Origin of the sequence: Achromobacter sp. Root170, assembly GCF_001428165.1 — a bacterium.
In the GTDB taxonomy this organism is placed as follows: Bacteria; Pseudomonadota; Gammaproteobacteria; order Burkholderiales; family Burkholderiaceae_B; genus Achromobacter; species Achromobacter mucicolens.
The window spans coordinates 137,335-160,411 of sequence record NZ_LMHN01000001.1 but is presented as its reverse complement, the minus strand read 5'-3'; the positions used below and the strand labels follow the sequence as shown (position 1 = coordinate 160,411).

General features: G+C 65.9%; 12 protein-coding genes and 1 pseudogene. 6 read left to right on the top strand and 7 right to left on the bottom strand.

Annotated features, from left to right (window positions below):
* Positions 1-63: 63 nt before the first annotated feature.
* From ASD87_RS00645 to leuC, 7 genes are all read right to left on the bottom strand, one after another.
* Positions 64-1,161 (bottom strand): TRAP transporter substrate-binding protein, encoded by a 1,098-nt coding sequence (locus ASD87_RS00645; RefSeq protein ID WP_056315829.1) that lies wholly within the window; start codon positions 1,159-1,161, stop codon positions 64-66.
* A 52-nt stretch (positions 1,162-1,213) separates the two neighbouring features.
* A complete protein-coding gene (truA, locus tag ASD87_RS00640; protein ID WP_056315824.1) occupies positions 1,214-2,023 on the bottom strand; it encodes a tRNA pseudouridine(38-40) synthase TruA in 810 nt (269 codons plus the stop codon).
* A gap of 3 nt (positions 2,024-2,026) precedes the next feature.
* The gene (locus tag ASD87_RS00635) at positions 2,027-3,991 is read right to left on the bottom strand and encodes a FimV family protein (RefSeq protein WP_056315820.1); all 1,965 of its coding nucleotides are present in this window, start codon (positions 3,989-3,991) and stop codon (positions 2,027-2,029) included.
* Positions 3,992-4,318: 327 nt separating this feature from the next.
* A complete protein-coding gene (gene asd, locus ASD87_RS00630; RefSeq protein ID WP_056315817.1) occupies positions 4,319-5,449 on the bottom strand; it encodes an aspartate-semialdehyde dehydrogenase in 1,131 nt (376 codons plus the stop codon).
* A gap of 249 nt (positions 5,450-5,698) precedes the next feature.
* Positions 5,699-6,775, bottom strand: coding sequence for a 3-isopropylmalate dehydrogenase (leuB, locus tag ASD87_RS00625; protein ID WP_056315814.1), 1,077 nt, complete (start codon positions 6,773-6,775; stop codon positions 5,699-5,701).
* Between the two features lie 30 nt (positions 6,776-6,805).
* A complete protein-coding gene (leuD, locus tag ASD87_RS00620; protein ID WP_056315812.1) occupies positions 6,806-7,456 on the bottom strand; it encodes a 3-isopropylmalate dehydratase small subunit in 651 nt (216 codons plus the stop codon).
* A 23-nt stretch (positions 7,457-7,479) separates the two neighbouring features.
* Complete coding sequence (leuC, locus tag ASD87_RS00615; protein ID WP_056315809.1) at positions 7,480-8,883, bottom strand: 3-isopropylmalate dehydratase large subunit; 1,404 nt, start codon at positions 8,881-8,883, stop codon at positions 7,480-7,482.
* Between the two features lie 530 nt (positions 8,884-9,413).
* Between leuC and ASD87_RS00610 the strand changes: the two genes are divergently transcribed.
* The 6 genes and pseudogenes from ASD87_RS00610 to ASD87_RS00585 form a co-directional block, all read left to right on the top strand.
* On the top strand, positions 9,414-10,919 hold the full coding sequence (locus ASD87_RS00610) for a TolC family outer membrane protein (RefSeq protein ID WP_056315805.1): 1,506 nt from the start codon (positions 9,414-9,416) through the stop codon (positions 10,917-10,919).
* Positions 10,920-10,944: 25 nt separating this feature from the next.
* Positions 10,945-11,157: a hypothetical protein gene (locus tag ASD87_RS00605; protein ID WP_056315801.1), complete on the top strand. Its 213-nt coding sequence runs from the start codon at positions 10,945-10,947 to the stop codon at positions 11,155-11,157.
* Complete coding sequence (locus ASD87_RS00600) at positions 11,141-13,306, top strand: type I secretion system permease/ATPase (RefSeq protein WP_056315798.1); 2,166 nt, start codon at positions 11,141-11,143, stop codon at positions 13,304-13,306. Before ASD87_RS00605 ends, ASD87_RS00600 begins: the two co-directional genes overlap by 17 nt.
* 7 nt (positions 13,307-13,313) lie before the next feature.
* A complete protein-coding gene (locus tag ASD87_RS00595; RefSeq protein WP_056318595.1) occupies positions 13,314-14,735 on the top strand; it encodes an HlyD family type I secretion periplasmic adaptor subunit in 1,422 nt (473 codons plus the stop codon).
* 19 nt (positions 14,736-14,754) lie between these two features.
* The gene (locus tag ASD87_RS00590; RefSeq protein WP_056315795.1) at positions 14,755-15,411 is read left to right on the top strand and encodes a response regulator transcription factor; all 657 of its coding nucleotides are present in this window, start codon (positions 14,755-14,757) and stop codon (positions 15,409-15,411) included.
* Between the two features lie 84 nt (positions 15,412-15,495).
* Positions 15,496-21,702 (top strand): annotated as a pseudogene (locus ASD87_RS00585) (retention module-containing protein); the annotation flags it as partial.
* Positions 21,703-23,077 lie beyond the last annotated feature (1,375 nt).

Below are 23,077 nucleotides of genomic sequence, written 5' to 3'. Positions count from 1 at the left end.
TTTCTGGAAGTGTCGCCCCGCGGCGACTGGCTGGATCAGTATATCCGGACCGAAAAACCGGTCTCACGCGCCAGTCGAACCCAGCGTGGCCATCATGTTGTCGAAGCTGCCCTCGGCCATGCGGAACCAGGGGATCTGGTTGCCGCGCAATGCCAGCATGCTGTCGTAGAGCTTCTTGAACATCGCATCCTTGGCGCTCAATTCATTGCAGGCCGCCACGGTGGCTTCGTGAGCGGCTTGCAGCAGCGGCCTGGAATACGCCTTCAGTTGCGCGCCTTGCGACATCAGCCGGCGCAGCGCTTGCGGATTGTTGGCATCAAAGGTTGCGATCATGTTTTCGCTTGCCGCCGCGCAAGCCAGCGACAACGCGGTCTGGTATGACTTGGGCAGTTCCGCAAAGGCGTCCTGGTTCACGTACAGCGACAACTGTTGCGTACCGGCCCACCAGCCCGGAAAGTAATAGTTCCGCGCGACGTCAAAGAGCGCCAGGCGTTCGTCCTCGAACGGTCCGATCGTGACGGCCCCGTCCGCAAGGCCTTCTGCCAGCGCCGCATGCAGTTCGCCAGCGGGGATTGCCAGCGGCGAGGCGCCCAGACGCGACAGGATGTGCGCCGTAAAGCCGTCAGCCGCCACCTTGAGTCCGCGCAGGTCATCGAGGGTCTTGATCTCGCCCCGAAACCATCCGCCCATCTGCGCGCCGGTATAGCCGCACGGAAAGTTCAGGATGCCGTACTTGCCAAAGGCTTCGCGGGTCAGCGCCAGCCCCTCGCCCTGCCGCATCCACGCGTTCATCTGGCGGGTATTCAGGCCGAATGGCATGCCACCGTCAAAGCAAATCGCGGGATCGGTGCCGAAGTAGCGGGCCGACGCCGCGTGGCCGCATTCGACGATGCGGTGCTGCACGGCCTCCAGCGCCTGACCCGACTGGAACAGCTGGCCGGCGGCGGATATCTCGATGGTGAAGCGCCCCGCCGTGACCTCGGCCACGCAACGCGCAACGTCGGTCGCGCCCGCGAACAGCGTGGCCGCGTCGGCCGGAAAATCCGAAGCCAACCGCCAGGTGAGGTTGGGAGCTTCCTGCGCAATCGCGGGGGCCGCCAGCACGGCACTGCCCGCGGCGGCGCCCAAGGCGGTTTGCTTCAGAAACGCGCGGCGTTGCATGGCGCATGCCTCCAGAAAGGCGCGGGATCCCGCCGCCTGCGCGGCGGCTTCCCTAAAAGGATTGAGTAAAGGGCGACAGCAGCGACGATCCGCCGTCGAGCTCGCGCAGTCCGAAGGATTCGGGATAGTCGATCGCGGCCAGGTACAGGCCGTCAGGCGCAAACGTGGGCGCGCCGCGCTTGCGGTCGCGCCACGCCAAGAGCTGCGTCATCCAGTCAACCGTTTCCCTGCCCTGCCCCACTTGCAGCAACGCGCCCATGATGTTGCGCACCATGTGATGCAGAAAGGCGTTTGCCTTCAAGGTAAAGACGAGAAACGGTCCCCGCTCCTCGATCTCCAGGCTGTGCATATGCCGCACTGGATGCTTGGCCTGGCATTGCGACGAACGGAAGCTGGAAAAATCATGTTCGCCGACAAGCGCCTTAGCAGCCGCGCGCATGGCCTGCACATCCAACGGCTGGAAGCACCAGCCGGCGCGCCCCGCCCACAGCGCCGGACGCACCCGGCCGCGCCAGAGCAGGTAGACGTACGTGCGGGCGCGCGCCGAAAAGCGCGCATGGAATTCTTCGGACACTTCTTCGGCCCACTGCACCGAGATGCTGGGCGGCAGAAACGCATTCACGCCTCGGACCCAGGACTCCGTCTTGCGGGTGAGCGTCGTGTCCAGATGGACCACCTGCATCGCGCCGTGCACGCCCGTGTCGGTCCGGCCGGCGCAAATCGTGGGCACCGGCTCGGTGAAGCCACAAAAACTGGCGAGGGCGGACTCCAGGCAGTCCTGCACCGTCTGCCGGTGCGGCTGTGTCTGCCAACCCTGCCAGGCGGAGCCGTCATACGCCAGCCCCAATGCAACTCTAGACATGCTTCAAACCCGAGGACCGCCGATACGGCGCGGTTCGTCCGTGGGCGGTACGTCCAGGTCGAGATTGATGGTGTCGAGCTTGCGGTTCAGCGCTGCCGTATCCAGCGCCGGCTCGTTGTACGTGTAGCTTTCCTCGTCATCGTCGTCACGCCGCGCGCCGGCCCGGCGCAACAGCCACGCGATGGCGAAGGCGACGAGCGCCAGCACCGCGGTAACGATCACGAGAAGATTGTCGGCCAGCCAGCCAGGCATACCCGTTTGCACGGTCTTGTCCGGCAGCGTGCCGATGGGCTTGTCGGCATCGGCGGGCGCCGAGCCTGCGGCGCCTGGGGAGGTTGTGGTGTTAGACGCGCCTGTGGCGTTCGACGTGGTCGTCGCGGCGCCCGGCGTAGTTGCCGCGCCCGGAGTGCTTGCGGTGCCGGGCGTGCCCATTGCACCGGGAGAACCCGCTGCGCCGGGAGTGGCTGCTGTGCCGGGAGTGCCTGCTGTGCCGGGAGTGCTTGCTGTGCCGGGAGTGCCTGCTGCACCAAAAGTGCCTGCTGCACCGGGAGCGCCAGCAGCGCCGGGAGCGCCTGCTGTACCGGGAGTGCCTGCAGCACCAGAGGTGCCTGCTGCGCCGGAAGTGCCTGCTGCACCCGAAGTGCCTGCCACACCAGAAGTGCCTGCCACACCGGGAGTGCCTGCCGCACCGGGAGTGCCTGCCGCACCGGGAGTGCCTGCCGCACCGGGAGTGCCTGCTGCACCGGGCGCGCCTGCTGCACCGGGAGCGCCTGCTGCACCGGGAGCGCCTGCTGCACCGGAAGCGCCTGCCGCACCGGGCGTACCTGCTGCGCCCGACGTGCCAGCTGCGCCCGCCGTACCTGCCGCGCCAGTGCCAGCCGCACCAGCGCCGGCCGTGCCCGTACCCGCCGCGCCTGTGCCGGCCGCGCCCGATTGCTGCGCGACGGCCTTGGTCAGTTCGTCGACATTGCTTTGCAGCTGGGCGACTCGCCCTTGCGCGTCGGCCAAGGCCCGGTCGGCAGACGTCTTGGCGTCTGCCTGGGCTTCGGCCTGCGCGGCTGCGCTGTCCTGGGCCTGACCGGTCGACAGGCGCACGCGGTCCTGTGTCGGCGCGGCGGTTGCCACGCCGGTGTCGGCCGGCGGGGCGACCGTGCCCGAAGCTGCGTCCTGACCCTTGACCACCGACGGGTTCGATCCCGCCGCCGCGCCCACGCGGCCGCGGTATTTGGCATAGGCCTCGGCGTGCTCATTGAAGATGCGGCGGGCTTCGGCCGGATCGATGGCGCGCACCGTGGCGGCATCCGGGATCTTGAGTGTCTGGCCGGCCCGCACCAGATTCATGTTGTTCTGAATGAAGGCCTGCGGATTGGCGCGCCACAGCGCCACCAGCATCTGGTAGACCGAGGCGTTGGGCACCGCGTTGCGCTGGGCGATGGCAAAAAGATAGTCGCCCGACTTCACCGTGACCGAGCCCGAGGTGCCGCCCGCGCGGGCGGCCCCGCCCACGGCGGCGGGTGTAACGTCGGCGCCCGTGCCGCGCAGCGGCACCAGGATGCTGACCTGCACTTGGCGCTGACCCGAACTGGAGTTGATGTCCAGCAGCAGATCCACCGCGCCGCCCGCAGGCGCCTGCGTGGACCGCACCCGCAAATTCTTGCGCGTCGGATCCATTCCGTCTTCGACGCGGACCACCATGCTGGCAAGCGGCACCGGCGGCTTGACGCCCGCGCGCTGCCACGCGGCTTCATCGGCGATGGAAACCTTGAGCGAACTGATCTCTTCGGGCGTCAATTCCTGCAGACCCACGGTGGCTTGCAACGGCGCGCCCGGCACGGAAACGACGCGCGAATGCCCGACGCGCATGGCCAGCGCCGAACCGCACACGCTTGAACCGATCGCCAGCGCAATGGCCCACTGAAGGGCTTTCAAACGGCGGGCATGCTTCACTTGGCGCGAACGCTGGGTCATAAGCTGGAATTCCGTTCTTGTAATCGAATTACGGGCCTGGACCCATTCGCGCCATTTGCCGCGCAAAAAAGGGCCTCAATTCACCCGAAAAGTGTAATGGATCAAGCGCATTTCACAAACCTGAAAGGGGCGCGCACGTTGGCTTGCGGGCACGGGCGGCGCTTGTTGGCGTACGAGTCGCCCGCCGGGCTCGGCCGGACTGCGCCACGATGGTGCATCTTCGCGGGCTGGGCAATCCAGCCGCGCGCCAAAAAACAAGGGCACCCGAAGGTGCCCTGACTGCATCTTGCGCGTGGCGGGCGGCCAGAAAAGCCGCCCTGCACGACATCAGGCTTCGTTCAGCGCGATGCGCAGCATGCGGCGCAGCGGCTCGGCCGCGCCCCACAGCAGTTGGTCGCCAACCGTGAAGGCGCCCAGGTACTGCGAACCCATCGAGAGCTTGCGCAGGCGGCCCACCGGGATGTCCAGCGTGCCGGTGACGGCCACGGGGGTCAGCGCCGAAACGGTGGCTTCCTTGGTGTTGGGAACGACCTTGGCCCACTGCGTGCCCTGGGCGATGAGCGCTTCGATCTCGTCCAGCGGCACATCGCGCTTGAGCTTGATGGTCAGAGCTTGGCTGTGGCAGCGCATGGCGCCGATGCGCACGCACAGGCCGTCGATCGGGGTGACAGGCGTGCCGAAGGCGGCGCCGCGACCCAGGATCTTGTTGGTTTCGACTTCGCCCTTCCACTCTTCCTTGGACATCCCGTTGCCCAGGTCCTTGTCGATCCAGGGAATCAGGTTGCCGCCCAGCGGCACGCCAAAGTGTTCGTGGGGCAGCGCGTCGTCCTTCTGCTTGGCCAGCACGCCGCGGTCGATTTCCAGAATGGCCGAGGCCGGGTCGTCCAGCAGGGACTTGACCGACTGGTTGATCTCGCCGAACTGGGTCAGCAGTTCACGCATGTGCTGCGCGCCGCCGCCCGACGCGGCCTGGTACGTCATGGAGGTCATCCATTCGACCAGGTCGTTGTTGAACAGGCCCGCCAGGCCCATCAGCATGCAGCTGACCGTGCAGTTGCCGCCGATGAAGTTGCGCACGCCACGCTTCAGGGCCGCGTCGATCACCGGGCGGTTGACCGGGTCCAGCACGATGATGGCGTCGTCGGCCATGCGCAGGGTGCTGGCCGCGTCGATCCAGATGCCGTTCCAGCCCGCGCCGCGCAGCTTGGGATAGACCTCGGAGGTGTAGTCGCCGCCTTGCGCCGTCACGATGATCGGCAGTTTTTTCAGAGCGTCGATGTTGTAGGCGTCTTGCAGCGGGCCCGCGCCAGTTGCCCAAGTGGGGGCGGCGCCGCCAGCGTTGCTGGTGGAGAAAAACACCGGTTCGATCAGTGCGAAGTCGTTCTCGTCGCGCATGCGTTGCATGAGCACCGAGCCGACCATACCGCGCCAGCCGACAAGGCCTACTGCTTGATTCATTTCAATCGCTCTTTAAAGGGGGTGACAAGGTAAGGAGGGAAAAATCGTGCAATTCAACAATTTATCAGAATGCACGCAGGGATGTTGCGATGCATCTAGAAAAAAACGGGGCCGCAAGCGCAAGGAGAGACTTTCGGCGCGCGCCGGCAACAAGGCGTCTTGCATTGGCAAAACAAGCGAGGCCGCCTGCGGGGCGGCCTCGCTATCTATATAAAGAGACCGCGATCAGGACGCGGCCCCCTTGCGTCATCAGGCAAGCGCCTTCAAGACCGCGTCGCCCATGCCGGCGGTCGTGACCTTCGTCGTGCCCGGCTCGAAGATGTCCGCGGTGCGCAGGCCGCTGGCCAGCACGCTGCGCACGGCCGCCTCGATGCGGTCCGCCTGCGGCGCGAGGTTCAACGAGTAACGCAGCAGCATGGCGGCCGACAGGATCGTCGCCAGCGGATTGGCGATGCCCTGCCCCGCGATGTCGGGCGCCGAACCGTGGCTGGGCTCGTACAGGCCTTGGCCGCTGGCGTTCAGGGACGCCGAGGGCAGCATGCCGATGGAGCCGGTCAGCATCGCCGCTTCGTCGGACAGGATGTCGCCAAACAGGTTGCCGGTGACGATGACGTCAAATTGGCGGGGGTTGCGCACCAGTTGCATGGCCGCATTGTCGACATACATGTGCGACAGCTCGACGTCCGGGTACTCGCGCGCCACTTCGATGACGATGTCGCGCCAGAACTGCGAGGTCTCGAGCACGTTGGCCTTGTCAACGCTGCACAGCTTCTTGTTGCGCTTTTGCGCCGATTCGAAGCCGATGCGCGCGATGCGGCGCACTTCGGATTCCGCGTAGCGCATCGTGTCGTAGCCTTCGCGTTCGCCAGTGAAGGCGCCGTCCGGCGACGAGCGCACGCCGCGCGGCGTGCCGAAATAGATGTCGCCGGTCAGTTCGCGGATGATCAGGATGTCCAGGCCCGACACGATCTCCGGCTTGAGCGACGAGGCGCTGGCCAGTTCCGGGTACAGGATGGCCGGACGCAGATTCGCGAACAGGCCCAGCGCCTTGCGCAGGCCCAGGATCGCCTGTTCCGGACGGAACTCGCGCGGCAGGCTGTCGTACTTCCAGTCGCCGACAGCGCCGAACAGCACGGCGTGCGATTCCTTGGCCAGGTTCAGCGTGGCGGGCGGCAGCGGATGCTCGAACTGGTCAAAAGCAGCGCCGCCGACGGGCGCCTGTTTGATGTCGAAGGGCACATCCAGCGCCTTCAGGACGCGCACGGCCTGTTCGACGATTTCCGGGCCGATGCCGTCACCCGGCAGGACTGCGATGTTGTGGGTCATTGAATAACGATCCTGTGTGCGATGGTTTGATCAGGCGATGGGGCGGCTTTCGAGCCACGGATGGCGGGCCAGGCGCTCGGCTTCGAAGGCGCGGATCTTGTCGGCGTGGCGCAGCGTGAGACCGATGTCGTCCAGGCCGTTCAGCAGGCAGTACTTGCGGAAGGGTTCGATGTCAAAGCCCATCGCGCGGCCGTCCGCGGCGATCACGACCTGGCGGTCCAGATCGATGTTCAGCTTGTAGCCCGGGAACGCCTTCACTTCGTCGAAAAGGCGCGCCACTTCCAGTTCGGACAGCACGATCGGCAAGAGGCCGTTCTTGAAGCTGTTGTTGAAGAAGATGTCGGCGTAGGACGGCGCGATGATGGCGCGGAAACCGAACTGCGTCAGCGCCCAGGGCGCGTGCTCGCGGCTGGAGCCGCAGCCGAAGTTCTTGCGGGCCAGCAGGACCGAGGCGCCCTGATAGCGCGGCTGGTTCAGCACGAAGTCCGGATTGAGCGGGCGCTTGCTGTTGTCCATGCCCGGTTCGCCGTGGTCCAGGTAACGGAGCTCGTCGAACAGGTTGGGCCCGAAGCCCGTGCGCTGGATGGACTTGAGGAACTGCTTGGGGATGATGAGGTCCGTGTCGACGTTTTCGCGGTCGAGCGGCGCCACCAGGCCTTCATGAGTGGTAAATGCTTGCATGTTGTCTACTCGGTGCTTGACGCTTATCGGAACGTGCGAACGTCGACGAAATGGCCGGCGACGGCCGCGGCGGCGGCCATGGCCGGGCTGACCAGGTGCGTGCGGCCGCCCTGCCCTTGCCGGCCCTCGAAATTGCGGTTCGAGGTCGAGGCGCAACGTTCGCCGGGTTCGAGGCGGTCGGCGTTCATGGCCAGGCACATGGAACAGCCCGGTTCGCGCCATTCAAAGCCGGCTTCAATGAAGATCTTGTCCAGGCCTTCGCGTTCGGCCTGCTGCTTGACCAGGCCGGAGCCCGGCACGACCATCGCCTGGCGCACGTTGGAAGCCACGCGCTTGCCGCGCGCCACCACAGCTGCGGCGCGCAGGTCTTCGATGCGCGAGTTCGTGCACGAACCGATGAACACGCGATCCACGCGGATATCGGTCAGCGGGGTGTTGGGCTTCAGGCCCATGTATTCCAGCGCGCGCTCCATGCCGCTGCGGCGCACGTCGTCTTTTTCGCGGTCGGGGTCCGGCACGCGCGAATCCACCGGCAATACCATTTCGGGCGACGTGCCCCAGGTGACCTGCGGCTTGATGTCGCGCGCATTGACTTCGACCACGGTGTCGAACTTGGCGCCTTCATCGGTGTGCAGGGTGCGCCAGTACTTGACGGCTTGATCCCAGACGACGCCGGTGGGCGCAAACGGACGGCCACGGAAGTATTCGATGGTCTTGTCGTCGACCGCAACCATGCCGGACCGGGCGCCGGCTTCGATCGCCATGTTGCAGACGGTCATGCGGCCTTCGACGGACAGCGAGCGAATCGTGCTGCCGGCAAATTCAATGGCGTGGCCCGTGCCGCCGGCCGTGCCGATGATGCCGATGATGTGCAGCACCACGTCCTTGGCCGTACAGCCGAAGGGCAGTTCGCCATCGACCTTGATGAGCATGCTCTTGGCTTTCTTCATGAGCAGCGTCTGCGTGGCCAGCACGTGCTCGACTTCGGACGTGCCGATGCCGAAGGCCAGCGCGCCCAGCGCGCCATGCGTGCTGGTGTGCGAGTCGCCACAGACCACGGTCATGCCCGGCAGGGTGGCGCCCTGCTCCGGTCCGATCACGTGGACGATGCCCTGGCGCAGATCGTTCATGCGGAATTCGGTAATGCCGTACTTGCCGCAGTTGGCATCCAGCGTGTCCACCTGCAGGCGCGAGATGGGATCGTCGATGCCCTGCGCGCGATTCATCGTGGGCACGTTGTGATCGGCCACCGCCAGGTTGGCGCCGGTGCGCCACGGCTTGCGGCCCGCCAGCGTCAGCCCCTCGAACGCCTGCGGGCTGGTGACCTCGTGCAGCAGGTGGCGGTCGATATAGAGCAGACAGGTGCCGTCTGATTCCTGGTGGACGATGTGGGCGTCCCAGAGTTTGTCGTAAAGAGTTTGGGCCATGGATGCGCTCTGCAAATAGACAATCCGGCTCGAGCCTGGCGCGAGGGGTAAAACGCTACCCTGCCGCGCCGGCTGCTGCGGCATGAAGGGAATTATGCCCAGCCACCAAACCTAGTACAAGCACACCTGATATACCAGTACTACCACTACCATGCTGACCGACTCGCCGGAGGCCGATCCCGCAGTTGTGTTGACTTGTTGCATAGCCAATTAATGCCCGGGAAAAATCGCTATCGATACAAATTGGTAAACAAAATAGATACAGAACTCTCAAATAGATATAATCGTCCCACGCCCTGAAAGCGTTCACTTCGAAATAATGCGTAATAAACCGTATTAATAGAAATAAACGATTTTAGATTGAGCGATGTTCGTGCAAATTCGAAGAAGTAGTTAGATGTTGCGCGAAATTCACCTTATGGACCGCCGGCAACAAACCTCAAGAATTAACAAATCTTGACTCGCCAAAGCTGACATTTACATACAACATGGCGGCCATTCAATCTCAACTTGACTCGCGAATAATCACTATGGCTTCGTTTTTGCTCAAAAGCACGACCTCGGTCCTTGCCCTTGCATTTGCCCCTGCCGTTTTTGCACAGTCCGCGACGCCCGCTGCCACCGCACCGGCCGGGCAGCCGCAAGTGACGTTGAATCAGATCGTTGAGCAGACCCTGCTCAGCAATCCCGAAATCCAGGCCAAGTACCACGACTTCCAGGCGTCCCTGGAAGGCCAGGCCGTCGCCCGCGCCGCCTACTTTCCGCAGATCAATGCGCAAGGTTACCTGGGCCGCGAATGGCGCAACAACGTGCCCGGCGTCGGCTCGCAGAGCTGGAACCGCCCCGGCTGGAGCGTCGAGCTGCGTCAGCTGATTTTTGACGGTTTTCGCACCACCAACGACGTCAAGCAGGCCGGTTTCGACAAGCTGGCCCGCTTCTATGACGTGCTGGCCACCAGCGACAACACCGCGTTCACCGCCGTGCAGGCCTACATCGACCTGCAGCGCTACCGCGACATGGAGCTTTTGGCCCGCCAGAACTATTCGCTGCACGAAAACACGCTCAAGCAGATCGGCGAGCGCACGGAATCCGGCGTGGGCCGTCGCGTCGACCTGGAGCAGGCCGGTGGCCGCCTGTCGCTGGCCCAGACCAACCTGATGACCGAAACGGCCAACCTGCTGGACGTGCAGCAGCGCTTTCAGCGCGTGACCGGCGCCCTGCCGCCCGAATCGATGCTGCCGGCTCCGGATATCGCCGACAAGCTGCCCAAGGCCCCGGGCAACTTCAATGAATCCCTGCGCCGCAATCCCAGCTTCCTGTCCAAGCAGGCCAGCCTGCAGGCCGCGCAGGCGGGCGTGCAGTCGTCCAAGGGCGCGTTCTCGCCCAAGTTCGAGTTCGTTGCAAACACCGGCCGCGACCAGAATGATCCGACCCCGCAAAGCCGCGACATCCAAAGCTCCAGCGTCCAGGTCGTGATGAGCTACAACCTGTACCGCGGCGGCGCCGACTCCGCCCGCGTGCGCCAGACCGCCAACCAGTCGTATGCCGCCCGCGACATCCGCGATTACACTTGCCGCAACGTGCAGCAGGATCTGGCCGTGGCCTGGAACAACATCACCAGCCTGAGCCAGAAGCTGCCCTTCCTGCGTGACCACGAAGTGGCCACGACCAAGGTGCGTGATGCGTACGCGCAACAGTTCCAGATTGGCCAGCGCTCTCTGCTGGACCTGCTGGACACGGAAAACGAACTGTTCGAATCGCGCCGTGCGCTGACCAATGCCATTTATGATCTGCGTCTTGCGCAGTATCGCTGGCTGGCGCTGTCCCACACCCTGCTGCCGGCGCTGGCGCTGCAACCCGCGCGCAACGAAATGCCCGAGGAAAACGGCAAGCTGGAAGTGTCGGACGAAGTGATCAAGCTGTGCAATTCGACCGTTCCGGACACCGCCCGCCTGGCTCCCGTTCGCGTGCACTACAACGAAGGCACCCTTCCCCCGACGCTGGTGCCGGTGAACTCGCCTGCCGCCCGACCCTGATCGGAGCAGGCCGCAAGGAGGCCCAATGGCCAACAAGGGCAGTGATTTCTCGCAGTTGGACGCGGACTTTGTCCGCGTCCTGGAAGACTTGATCGACGCGTTGATCGCCAACGGCACCTTGCGTATGACGGACCTGCCTATCCAGGCCCAGCAAAAGCTCACCCAGCGCAAGCAGCAGCGTGCGCGCCTCTCGGAACACCTTGACCTGTTGGATGACGAAGATGGACAAGTTATCTGATCTGGCTGCCCGGGAATGGCGCGCGGACGCCCGCTCCGCGCACGACGACCCGCTGCTCGATTGCCTGGTGGAAATCACCCGCCTGCACGGCGTCGCGGCCACCGCGCAAGCCCTGTCGGCGGGCCTGCCCCTGGAAGAACACCGCCTCACGCCCGCCCTGCTGCCTCGGGCGGCCGCGCGGGCGCAGCTTTCCGCGCGCGTGGTCAAGCGCTCGCTGGATCACATCTCGCCGGACCTGCTGCCCGCCATCCTGCTGCTCAAGGGCGAACGCGCCTGCCTGCTGCTGAAAAAGGACGGCGGCAAGTTCGTGGTCAGCCACCCCGAACTGGGCGGCAGCTCCATCGACATGGATCCGGCCGAACTCGCTGAGCAGTACAGCGGGCTGGTCTGCTTTGTCCGTCCGCAATTCCGGTTTGACGCCCGGTCCCCGGAAGTGGCCAAGGTGCGCGAGCGCCACTGGTTCTGGGCCGCCATCATGGAGAACCGCCGGCTGTACCGCGACGCCCTGGTCGCGGCGCTGCTGATCAACGTGTTCGCGATGGCGATGCCGCTGTTCACCATGAACGTGTACGACCGCGTGGTGCCGAACAACGCCGTCGAAACGCTATGGGTGCTGGCCATCGGCATCACGCTGGTGGTGATCTTCAACATGATCCTGAGCACCGCGCGCTCGCATGTCGTGGACAGCGCCAGCAAGCGGGTCGACGTGCGCCTGTCCTCGCAGATCATGGAGCGCGTGCTGGACCTGCGCCTGGAAGGCCGCCCGGTGTCCGTCGGTTCGTTCGCGGCCAACCTGCGCTCGTTCGAATCCATCCGCGACTTCATCGCCTCGGCCACCATCACCACGCTGGTCGACCTGCCCTTCATCCTGCTGTTCCTGGGCGCCCTGGCCTGGATTTCGCCGTGGATGATCCTGCCGCCGCTGGTCGCGATCGTGCTGATCCTGCTGGTGTCGCTGGCGGCGCAGGCGCGCATGGAAGCGCTGACGATGGCCTCGTTCCAGGCCTCGTCGCAGCGCAACGCCACGCTTGTCGAAGCGCTGACCGGCCTGGAAGCCGTCAAGACGCTGAACGCCCAGGGCTCGATCCAGCGCAACTGGGAACGCGCCACGGAGTTCATCGCCCAGACGGGCGGCAAGCTCAAGCTGATTTCCTCGTCGACGGTCGGCTTCGTGCAGGCCGTCCAGCAGCTCGTCTCGATCGCCGTCGTGATCATCGGCGTGTACCTGGCGCAGGAATCCGCGCTGTCGATGGGCGGCATCATTGCCGCGTCCATGATCGCCGGCCGCTGCCTGGCGCCGCTGGGCCAGGTCGCCGGCCTGCTGATGCAATACCAGAATGCCCGCACCTCGCTGGGCTCCATCGACAACTACATGAAGATGGCGATCGAGCGTCCGGCCGAGGCCGAGTTCCTGCATCGCCCCGTTTTCCACGGCGGCCTGGAATTCCGCGACGTGACCTTCACGTATCCCGGCAGCACGCAGCCGGTGCTCAAGAAGGTGTCGTTCAAGCTCAAGCCCGGCGAGAAGGTTGGCATCATCGGCCGCATCGGCTCGGGCAAGACGACGCTGGAGAAACTGGCGCTGGCCCTGTACCAGCCCACCGAAGGCGCCGTGCTGCTCGACGGCGTGGACGTCCGCCAGATCGACCCGGCCGACGTGCGCCGGGCCATCGGCCACGTCCCGCAGGATCCCCTGCTCTTTTACGGCAGCCTGAAGCACAACCTGGCGATGGGCGCGCCCTACGCCGACGACGCCAGCATCCTGGCGGCCGCCAACACGGCCGGCGTGACCGAATTCGCCAACCTGCATCCCAACGGTTTTGACATGATCATCGGCGAGCGCGGCGAATCGCTTTCCGGCGGCCAGCGTCAATCGGTGGCCGTGGCGCGCGCGCTGATCAACGATCCGCCCATCCTGCTGCTGGACGAACCCAGCAGCAACATGGACCACCAGAGCGAGGCCCAGCTGCGCAAGCGCCTGGGTGAAGCCAGCGCAACCAAGACGGTCCTGCTGGTGACGCACCGCACCGCGCTCCTGGAGTTGGTCGACCGGCTCATCGTGATCGACAACGGCCATATCGTGGCCGACGGCCCGAAGGAACAGGTTGTCGAAGCCCTGCGTCAAGGACGCGTTGGACGCGGAAGCTGAGAAGACCATGCTGAACAATCCTGGAGCCCCCAAGCACGGTTTCTTTGGCAACCTGCTGCGCGCGCCGCGCAACGTCTTCGTGTTCTTCTTCGACCGCCTGCTGGACGGCGCCGAGAAAGGCAAGCCCGCCCAGCGGTCCGACTACATCGGCAATGCAGAATGGGTCATCCACGAGTCGCAGGCCCGCGGCTCGCGCATCCTGCTGTGGACGTCGCTGCTGGCCACCATGGGCCTGCTGGTCTGGGCAGGCTTTGGCAGCATCGATGAGGTGGTCCGCGGCGAAGGCAAGGTCGTGCCGTCCCGCCAGGTGCAGATCATCCAGAGCCTGGACGGCGGCATCGTCGAAGAGATCCTGGTGCGTCCCGGCCAGGAAGTCGAGGCCGGCGAGGTCCTGCTCAAGATCGACTCCACCCGTTTCAACTCGTCGCTGGGCGAGAACAACGCCGAGTACCTTTCGTTGCTGGCTAAGGCGGCCCGCCTGAAGGCGCTGGCCACGGGCGAACCCTTCGTCACGCCCGAGGAAGTGCTGAAACAGGCGCCCGGCCTGGGCGAAATGGAACGCAACGCCTGGCAGGCGCGCAACACCGAACTGAACGCCACGGTCAACGTGGCCCGCGAACAGCTCAAGCAGCGCCAGGAAGACCTGCGCGAAACCATTGCCAAGCGCGACCAGGCCTCGGCCAGCTGCGGCCTGACCTCGCGCGAGCTGCAGGTGACCCGGCCGCTGCTCAAGAGCGGCGCCGTGTCCGAGGTCGATCTGCTGCGCCTGCAGCGCGACGTTGCCCGCTATTGCGGCGAACAGAAAGGCGCCGAGGCGCAGATCGACCGCTTCCAGGCGTCCATCAAGGAAGCCGAAAGCAAGATCCAGGAAGCCGAGCTGAACATCCGCAACCAGGCCCGCAGCGAGCTCTCGGAAACCAACACCAAGCTGGCGACCCTGCGCGAAGGCAAGGCGGCGCTGGTCGACCGGGTCAAGCTGGCCGAAGTGCGCGCCCCGGTGCGCGGCACCGTCAAGACCCTGTTCAACAACACGGTCGGCGGCGTGGTGCAGCCGGGCAAGGACATCATCGAAATCGTCCCCAAGGACGACACGCTGCTGCTCGAAGTGCGCATCCAGCCGCGCGACATCGGTTTCCTGCACGCGGACCAGAAGGCCGAGGTCAAGTTCACAGCCTACGACTTCGCGATCTACGGGGGCCTGGAAGGCCGCGTGGAACAGATCGGCGCGGACACCGTGACCGACGAGAAAGGCAACTCCTACTACGTCGTGCGCGTGCGCACGGACCGCAGCACGGTAGGCGACAAGCTGTTGCCCATCATCCCCGGGATGGTGGCAGAGGTTCATATCCTGACAGGCAAGCGCACGGTGCTCCAGTACCTGCTCAAGCCCATTCTGCGGGCGAAGGCCAACGCCTTCACCGAACGTTAATGGAGAGCTTCAAGGCCTTATGAAACCCATTCCCGTCCTGTTGATTACGCACGACGACCTGCTTTGGCAGCACTGGCGCGCGCTTGACCCGGCGCGCTGGATGGCTGCCCGCGGGCGAGGCCTGGCGGATCTGCAACGCTGGCGAGAACAAGGCCGCACGCTGGCGGTGCTGGACGCCGACGTGCCCAAGCTGCCCGCCTGGCACGATCCGTTCTGGACCCCGACGCTGGCCGGCCTGCACGTCGTGGTCGCCAGCGCCAGCCCCAACGATGAACAAGGCACGCAGGCGCTGGGCGCCGGCGCGCACGGCTACTGCCACAGCTATGCGCCGCCCGCCGCGATGGCCCAGGCCCTCGAAGTCGTCGCCTCCGGCGGCATCTGGATGGGGCGCTCGCTGGTGTCGCGCCTGCTCAAGCTCGTCACCGAGCGTGCGCAGGACGCGCACGCCTGGGACGGCGGCCGGCTCACCGAGCGCGAAATCACCGTCGCGCGCTACGCCGCCAGCGGCCAGTCCAACGCCCAGATCGCCGAAGCGCTGGGCATCACCGAACGCACGGTCAAGGCGCACCTGTCGGCCGTTTTCGACAAGCTGGGCGTCACCGATCGCCTCCAGCTCGCCCTGCTGGTCCACGGCATTTCCGCACCCGCCGACGCGCGCAGCAAAATCACTGCGTAAACCTGTCCTCAAGGACAATACCCGCCGCCAGCGGCGACCCGTAGTATCTGGCCATCTTGGATAACTCCCTGAAACGGAACCAACATGGCCAACTCTTCTCCCGCAGTCGTCAACGAAATCTCCGGTCGCGCGTGGATACGCAATAGCGACGGTTCCTTGACCGAACTGCATCAAGGCAGCAAAGTCCCCGCCGGCAGCGACATCGTCACTGCCTCGGGCGCCACGGTTTCGCTTCAGGTTGAAAACGGCATGCCGATCGTGATCGGCGAAGGCCGCGAAGTCGCGGTCAACGGCGACATGACCGGCCCGCTGGCCGATCCGACCGAAGCCGCGGTTGCGCCTCCGTCGGGCACCGATTCGGACCGCCTGCTGGCCGCCCTGCAAGCCGGCCGCGACCCGTTCGACGAACTCGATCCGACCGCCGCCGTCGTGGCTGGCGGCGGTGAGGCCGGCGGCAGCAGCTTCGTCCGTCTGGCCCGCATCCTCGAAACCACCAGCCCGCTTGATTTGGCCTACCCGAATCCGGCGCGCGGCGACGACACGCTGCCGCGGGTTTCCGGCGCGGCGCTGACCGCCGACGACGGCGACGCTGCTGCAGCTGTCCCGGGCAACACGCCCCCGGTCGCGCAGAACGACGGCGTCACCACCCGTCAGGACAATTCGATCAGCGGAAATCTGCTCGCCAACGACGCCGACGCCGATGGCGACGCATTGACGCTGGTTTCCGTCAACGGCCGCCCCATGACCAGCGCCGGCCTGACCGTGCCCGGCTCGAACGGCGGATCGTTCACGGTGTTCCCTGACGGTTCGTACGTCTTCAACCCCAATGGCGATTACCAGGCGCTGGGAGAAGGCGAGACCGCGAGCTCCACCATTTCCTACACGATCACCGATCCGTCGGGCGCCACCTCGACCGCAACGGTCGCCGTCACGATCGTTGGCGTGCTCGACGTGCCCACGATCGCCGTTTCGGACGCCGGCACCATCAACGAAGGCGGCAGCGCCACGTTCAACATCAGTCTGGGCAACACGATCGATCTGGACCGTGAAACGACCATCACGCTCAAGGTTGGTGGTCAGGTCGAACCCCAGGACGTCGGCGTGCCGGTCGTCACCATCGGCGGCGTGGCCGTGGCCGTAACTGCCAATGCAGACGGCACGTACAGCTTCCAGCTGCCCGCCGGCGTCACGAACGGCATCGTGGTGACGTTGCCCACGACGGACGACAACACTTTCGAGGGCAGCGAGACCCTGACGCTGGAGGCCACGCTCAGCGGCCAGGCCGCCAACGGCGCCCAGCTGCCCGCCGGCATCTCCGACACCGGCAACGCGACGATCGTCGACACCGACAGCACCGACCCGACCAACCCGAACCCGGGCGCCGACGTGCCTGCCCTGTCCGTCTCGGACGCGGGCGATGTCAACGAAGGCAGCGATGCCGTCTTCAACGTTGCCCTGACCAAGGCTGTCGACGCCGACACCACCCTGACGTTCACGCTGGGCGGCCAAATTGAAGCGGGCGATGTGGGCACCCCCACCGTCATGATCGGCGGCAGGCCCGCCACCGTCACGGCCAACGCCGATGGCTCCTACAGTGTCACGGTGCCTGCCGGCACGACCGGCGGCATCGTCGTCACGGTCCCCACCACCGACGACGCCGTGTTCGAAGGCCGTGAACAGCTGACGCTGGACGCCACGCTGACCGGCAGCTCCGCCAGCGGCATCGCCCTGCCTGGCAACATCACCGACTCCGGCAGCGCCGTCATCGTGGACGACCGCGGCACCGGCGCCGATGTGCCGGCCATCAACGTGTCCGACGCAGGCGATGTCAACGAAGGCAGCAACGCCGTCTTCAATGTCGCGCTGACCAAGGCGGTCGACGCCGACACCACGTTGACGTTCACGCTGGGCGGTCAAATCGAAGCCGGGGACATCGGCACCCCCACCGTGATGATTGGCGGCCAGCCCGCCACCGTCACGGCCAATGCCGACGGCTCCTACAGCATCACCGTGCCTGCCGGCACGACCGGCGGCATCGTTGTCACCGTGCCCACCGCCGACGACTCGGTGTTTGAAGGCCGTGAACAGCTGACGCTGGACGCCACGCTCTCGGGCAATACCGCCAGCGGCATCGCCCTGCCTGGCAACATTACCGACTCCGGTAGCGCCACGATTGTCGATACCGAAAGCACCGATCCGTCGAACCCGAACCCGGGCGCCGACGTGCCGGCCCTGACCGTCTCGGACGCGGGCGATGTCAATGAAGGCAGCGACGCGGTCTTCAATGTCGCGCTGTCCAAGCCGGTTGATGCCGACACCACCCTCACCTTCACGCTCGGCGGCCAGATCGAAGCCGGCGACGTGGGCGCGCCCACCGTCGTGATCGGCGGCAAGCCTGCCACCGTCACCGCCAATCCGGATGGCACGTACAGCGTCACGGTTCCTGCCGGCACGACTGGCGGCATCGTCGTCACGGTCCCGACCACCGACGATTCCGTCTTCGAAGGCCGTGAACAGCTGACGCTGGACGCCACGCTTTCGGGCAATACCGCCAGCGGCGTCGCCTTGCCGGGCAACATCACCGATTCCGGTAGCGCCACGATTGTCGATACCGAAAGCACCGATCCGTCCAACCCGAATCCGGGCGCTGACGTGCCGGCCCTGACCGTCTCCGACGCGGGCGATGTCAATGAAGGCAGCGACGCCGTCTTCAATGTCGCGCTGACCAAGGCGGTCGATGCCGACACGACCTTGACGTTCACGCTGGGCGGCCAGATCGAAGCCGGCGACGTGGGTACCCCCACCGTGATGATTGGCGGCAAGCCCGCCACCGTCACTGCCAATCCTGACGGCACGTATAGCGTTACGGTGCCTGCTGGCACGACCGGCGGCATCGTTGTCACCGTCCCGACCACCGATGATTCGGTGTTCGAAGGCCGTGAGCAGTTGACGCTGGACGCCACGCTGACCGGCAACTCGGCCAGCGGCATCGCCCTGCCGGGCAATATCACCGATTCCGGCAGCGCCACGATTGTCGATACCGAAAGCACCGATCCGTCGAACCCGAACCCGGGTGCTGACGTACCTGCCCTGACCGTCTCCGACGCGGGCGATGTCAATGAAGGCAGCGACGCCGTCTTCAATGTCGCGCTGACCAAGGCTGTCGATGCCGACACGACCTTGACGTTCACGCTGGGCGGCCAGATCGAAGCCGGCGACGTGGGTACCCCCACCGTGATGATCGGCGGCAAGCCTGCCACCGTCACGGCCAATCCTGACGGCACGTATAGCGTTACCGTGCCTGCCGGCACGACCGGCGGCATCGTTGTCACCGTTCCGACCACCGACGACTCGGTGTTTGAAGGCCGCGAGCAGCTGACGCTGGACGCCACGCTGACCGGCAACTCGGCCAGCGGCATCGCCCTGCCGGGCAATATCACGGATTCCGGCAGCGCCACGATTGTCGATACGGAAAGCACCGACCCGTCCAACCCGAACCCGGGCGCCGACGTGCCGGCCCTCACCGTCGCAGACGCGGGCGATGTCAATGAAGGCAGCGATGCCGTCTTCAATGTTGCGCTGACCAAGGCTGTTGACGCCGACACCACGCTGACGTTCACGCTGGGCGGCCAGATCGAAGCCGGCGACGTGGGCACGCCCACGGTCATGATCGGCGGCAAGCCTGCCACCGTCACGGCCAATGCCGATGGCTCCTACAGCATCACCGTGCCTGCTGGCACGACCGGCGGCATCGTTGTCACGGTCCCGACCACCGATGACGCCGTCTTCGAAGGCCGCGAACAGCTGACGCTGGACGCCACCCTCTCGGGCAATACCGCCAGCGGCGTCGCCCTGCCTGGCAACATAACCGACTCCGGTAGCGCCACGATTGTCGATACCGAAAGCACCGACCCGTCGAACCCGAACCCGGGCGCCGACGTGCCGGCCATTTCCGTCTCGGACGCGGGCGATGTCAACGAAGGCAACGACGCCGTCTTCAATGTCGCGCTGACCAAGGCCGTCGACGCCGACACCACGCTGACGTTCACGCTGGGTGGCCAGATTGAAAATGGTGACGTGGGCACCCCCACCGTCATGATTGGCGGCAAGCCCGCCACCGTCACGGCCAATCCGGACGGTACGTACAGCGTCACGGTTCCTGCGGGTACGACGGGCGGCATCGTCGTTACCGTCCCGACCACTGACGATTCGGTGTTTGAAGGCCGCGAACAACTGACGCTCGAAGCGACGCTCTCGGGCAATACCGCCAGCGGCGTCGCGCTGCCTGGCAACATCAGCGACTCCGGCAGCGCCGTCATCGTTGACGACCATGGCTCCGGCGCGGATGTGCCCTCGCTGAGCGTCTCGGACGCCGGCGACGTCGACGAAGGCAACGACGCCGTCTTCAACGTCGCGCTTTCCAAGCCGGTTGATGCCGACACCACGCTGACGTTCACCCTGGGCGGCCAGATCCAAGCCGGCGACGTGGCCACCCCCACCGTCATGATCGGCGGCAAGCCTGCCACGGTTACCACGAACCCCGATGGCTCCTACAGCATCACCGTGCCGGCTGGCACGACCGGCGGCATCGTGGTCACCGTCCCGACCACCGACGACTCGGTGTTCGAAGGCCGCGAACAGCTGACGCTCGACGCCACGCTGACTGGCAGCTCGGCCAGCGGCATCGCCCTGCCGGGCACCATCACCGACTCGGGCAACGCCGTCATTGTTGACGACCATGGTTCGGGTGCGGATGTGCCGACCCTGTCCGTCTCGGACGCCGGCGACGTCGATGAAGGCAACGACGCTGTCTTTAACGTCGCCCTGTCCAAGCCGGTTGATGCCGACACCACCCTGACGTTCACGCTCGGCGGCCAGATCGAAGCTGGCGACGTGGGCACCCCCACCGTCATGATTGGCGGCAAGCCTGCCACCGTCACGACCAACGCCGATGGCTCCTACAGCATCACCGTGCCTGCTGGCACGACCGGCGGCATCGTGGTCACGGTCCCGACCACCGATGACTCCGTCTTCGAAGGCCGCGAGCAGCTGACGCTGGACGCCACGCTGACCGGCAGCTCGGCCAGCGGCATCGCGCTGCCGGGCACCATCACTGACTCGGGCACCGCCGTCATCGTTGACGACCATGGTTCGGGTGCGGATGTCCCGACCCTGTCCGTCTCGGACGCCGGTGACGTCAACGAAGGCAACGACGCCGTCTTCAACGTCGCCCTGTCCAAGCCGGTCGACGCCGACACCACCCTGACGTTCACGCTCGGCGGCCAGATCGAAGCCGGCGACGTGGGCACGCCCACGGTCATGATTGGCGGCAAGCCTGCCACCGTCACGACCAACGCCGATGGCTCCTACAGCATCACCGTCCCGGCTGGCACGACCGGCGGCATCGTTGTCACGGTCCCGACCACCGACGACTCCGTCTTCGAAGGCCGCGAACAGCTGACGCTGGACGCCACGCTGACTGGCAGCTCGGCGAGCGGCATCGCGCTGCCGGGCACCATCACCGATTCCGGTAGCGCCACGATTGTCGATACGGAAAGCACCGACCCGTCCAACCCGAATCCGGGCGCCGACGTGCCGGCCCTGACCGTCTCCGACGCGGGCGACGTCAACGAAGGCAGCAACGCCGTCTTCAACGTCGCGCTGACCAAGGCTGTCGACGCCGACACGACGCTGACGTTCACGCTGGGCGGCCAGATTGAAGCTGGCGACGTGGGCACGCCCACGGTCATGATCGGCGGCAAGCCTGCCACCGTCACGGCCAACGCCGATGGCTCGTACAGCATCACCGTGCCGGCTGGCACGACCGGCGGCATCGTTGTCACGGTCCCGACCACCGACGACGCCGTCTTCGAAGGCCGCGAACAGCTGACCCTTGACGCCACCCTCTCGGGCAATACCGCCAGCGGCGTCGCGCTGCCTGGCAACATTACCGATTCCGGCAGCGCCACGATTGTCGATACGGAAAGCACCGACCCGTCGAACCCGAACCCGGGCGCTGACGTGCCGGCCCTCACCGTCTCCGACGCGGGCGACGTCAACGAAGGCAGCAACGCCGTCTTCAATGTTGCGCTGACCAAGGCTGTCGATGCCGACACCACGCTGACGTTCACGCTCGGCGGCCAGATCGAAGCCGGCGACGTGGGTGCCCCCACCGTCATGATCGGCGGCAAGCCTGCCACCGTCACGGCCAACGCCGATGGCTCCTACAGCATCACCGTGCCGGCTGGCACGACCGGCGGCATCGTTGTCACGGTCCCGACCACCGACGACNCGGCCAGATCGAAGCCGGCGACGTGGGTGCCCCCACCGTCATGATCGGCGGCAAGCCTGCCACCGTCACGGCCAACGCCGATGGCTCCTACAGCATCATCGTGCCGGCCGGTACGACTGGCGGCATCGTCGTTACCGTCCCGACCACCGATGACGCCGTCTTCGAAGGCCGCGAACAGCTGACCCTGGACGCCACGCTGACCGGCAGCTCGGCCAGCGGCATCGCCCTGCCTGGCAACATCACCGATTCCGGCAGCGCCACGATTGTCGATACGGAAAGCACCGACCCGTCGAACCCGAACCCAGGCGCTGACGTGCCGNATCGCCCTGCCTGGCAACATCACCGATTCCGGCAGCGCCACGATTGTCGATACSGAAAGCACCGACCCGTCGAACCCGAACCCRGGCGCYGACGTGCCGGCCCTGACCGTCTCGGATGCCGGCGACGTCAATGAAGGCAGCAACGCCGTCTTCAATGTCGCGCTGACCAAGGCTGTCGATGCCGACACGATCTTGACGTTCACGCTGGGCGGCCAGATCGAAGCCGGCGACGTGGGCACCCCCACGGTCATGATCGGCGGCAAGCCTGCCACCGTCACGGCCAATCCTGACGGCACGTACAGCGTCACGGTTCCTGCCGGCACGACCGGCGGCATCGTCGTCACCGTCCCGACCACCGACGACTCGGTGTTTGAGGGCCGCGAACAACTGACGCTCGACGCCACGCTGACCGGCAGCTCGGCCAGCGGCGTCGTCCTGCCGGGCAACATCACCGATTCCGGTAGCGCCACGATTGTCGATACGGAAAGCACCGATCCGTCCAAYCCSAACCCGGGCGCCGACGTGCCRGCCCTGACCGTCTCGGATGCCGGCGACGTCAACGAAGGCAGCAACGCCGTCTTCAAYGTYGCGCTGACCAAGGCTGTCGATGCCGACACCACGCTGACGTTCACGCTGGGCGGCCAGATCGAAGCCGGCGACGTGGGTGCCCCCACCGTCATGATCGGCGGCAAGCCTGCCACCGTCACGGCCAACGCCGATGGCTCCTACAGCATNCGGCCAGATCGAAGCCGGCGACGTGGGTGCCCCCACCGTCATGATCGGCGGCAAGCCTGCCACCGTCACGGCCAACGCCGATGGCTCCTACAGCATCACCGTGCCGGCCGGTACGACTGGCGGCATCGTTGTCACCGTCCCGACCACCGATGACGCCGTCTTCGAAGGCCGCGAACAGCTGACCCTGGACGCCACGCTCTCGGGCAATACCGCCAGCGGCGTCGCCCTGCCTGGCAACATCACCGATTCCGGCAGCGCCACGATTGTCGATACCGAAAGCACCGACCCGTCCAACCCCAACCCGGGCGCCGACGTGCCG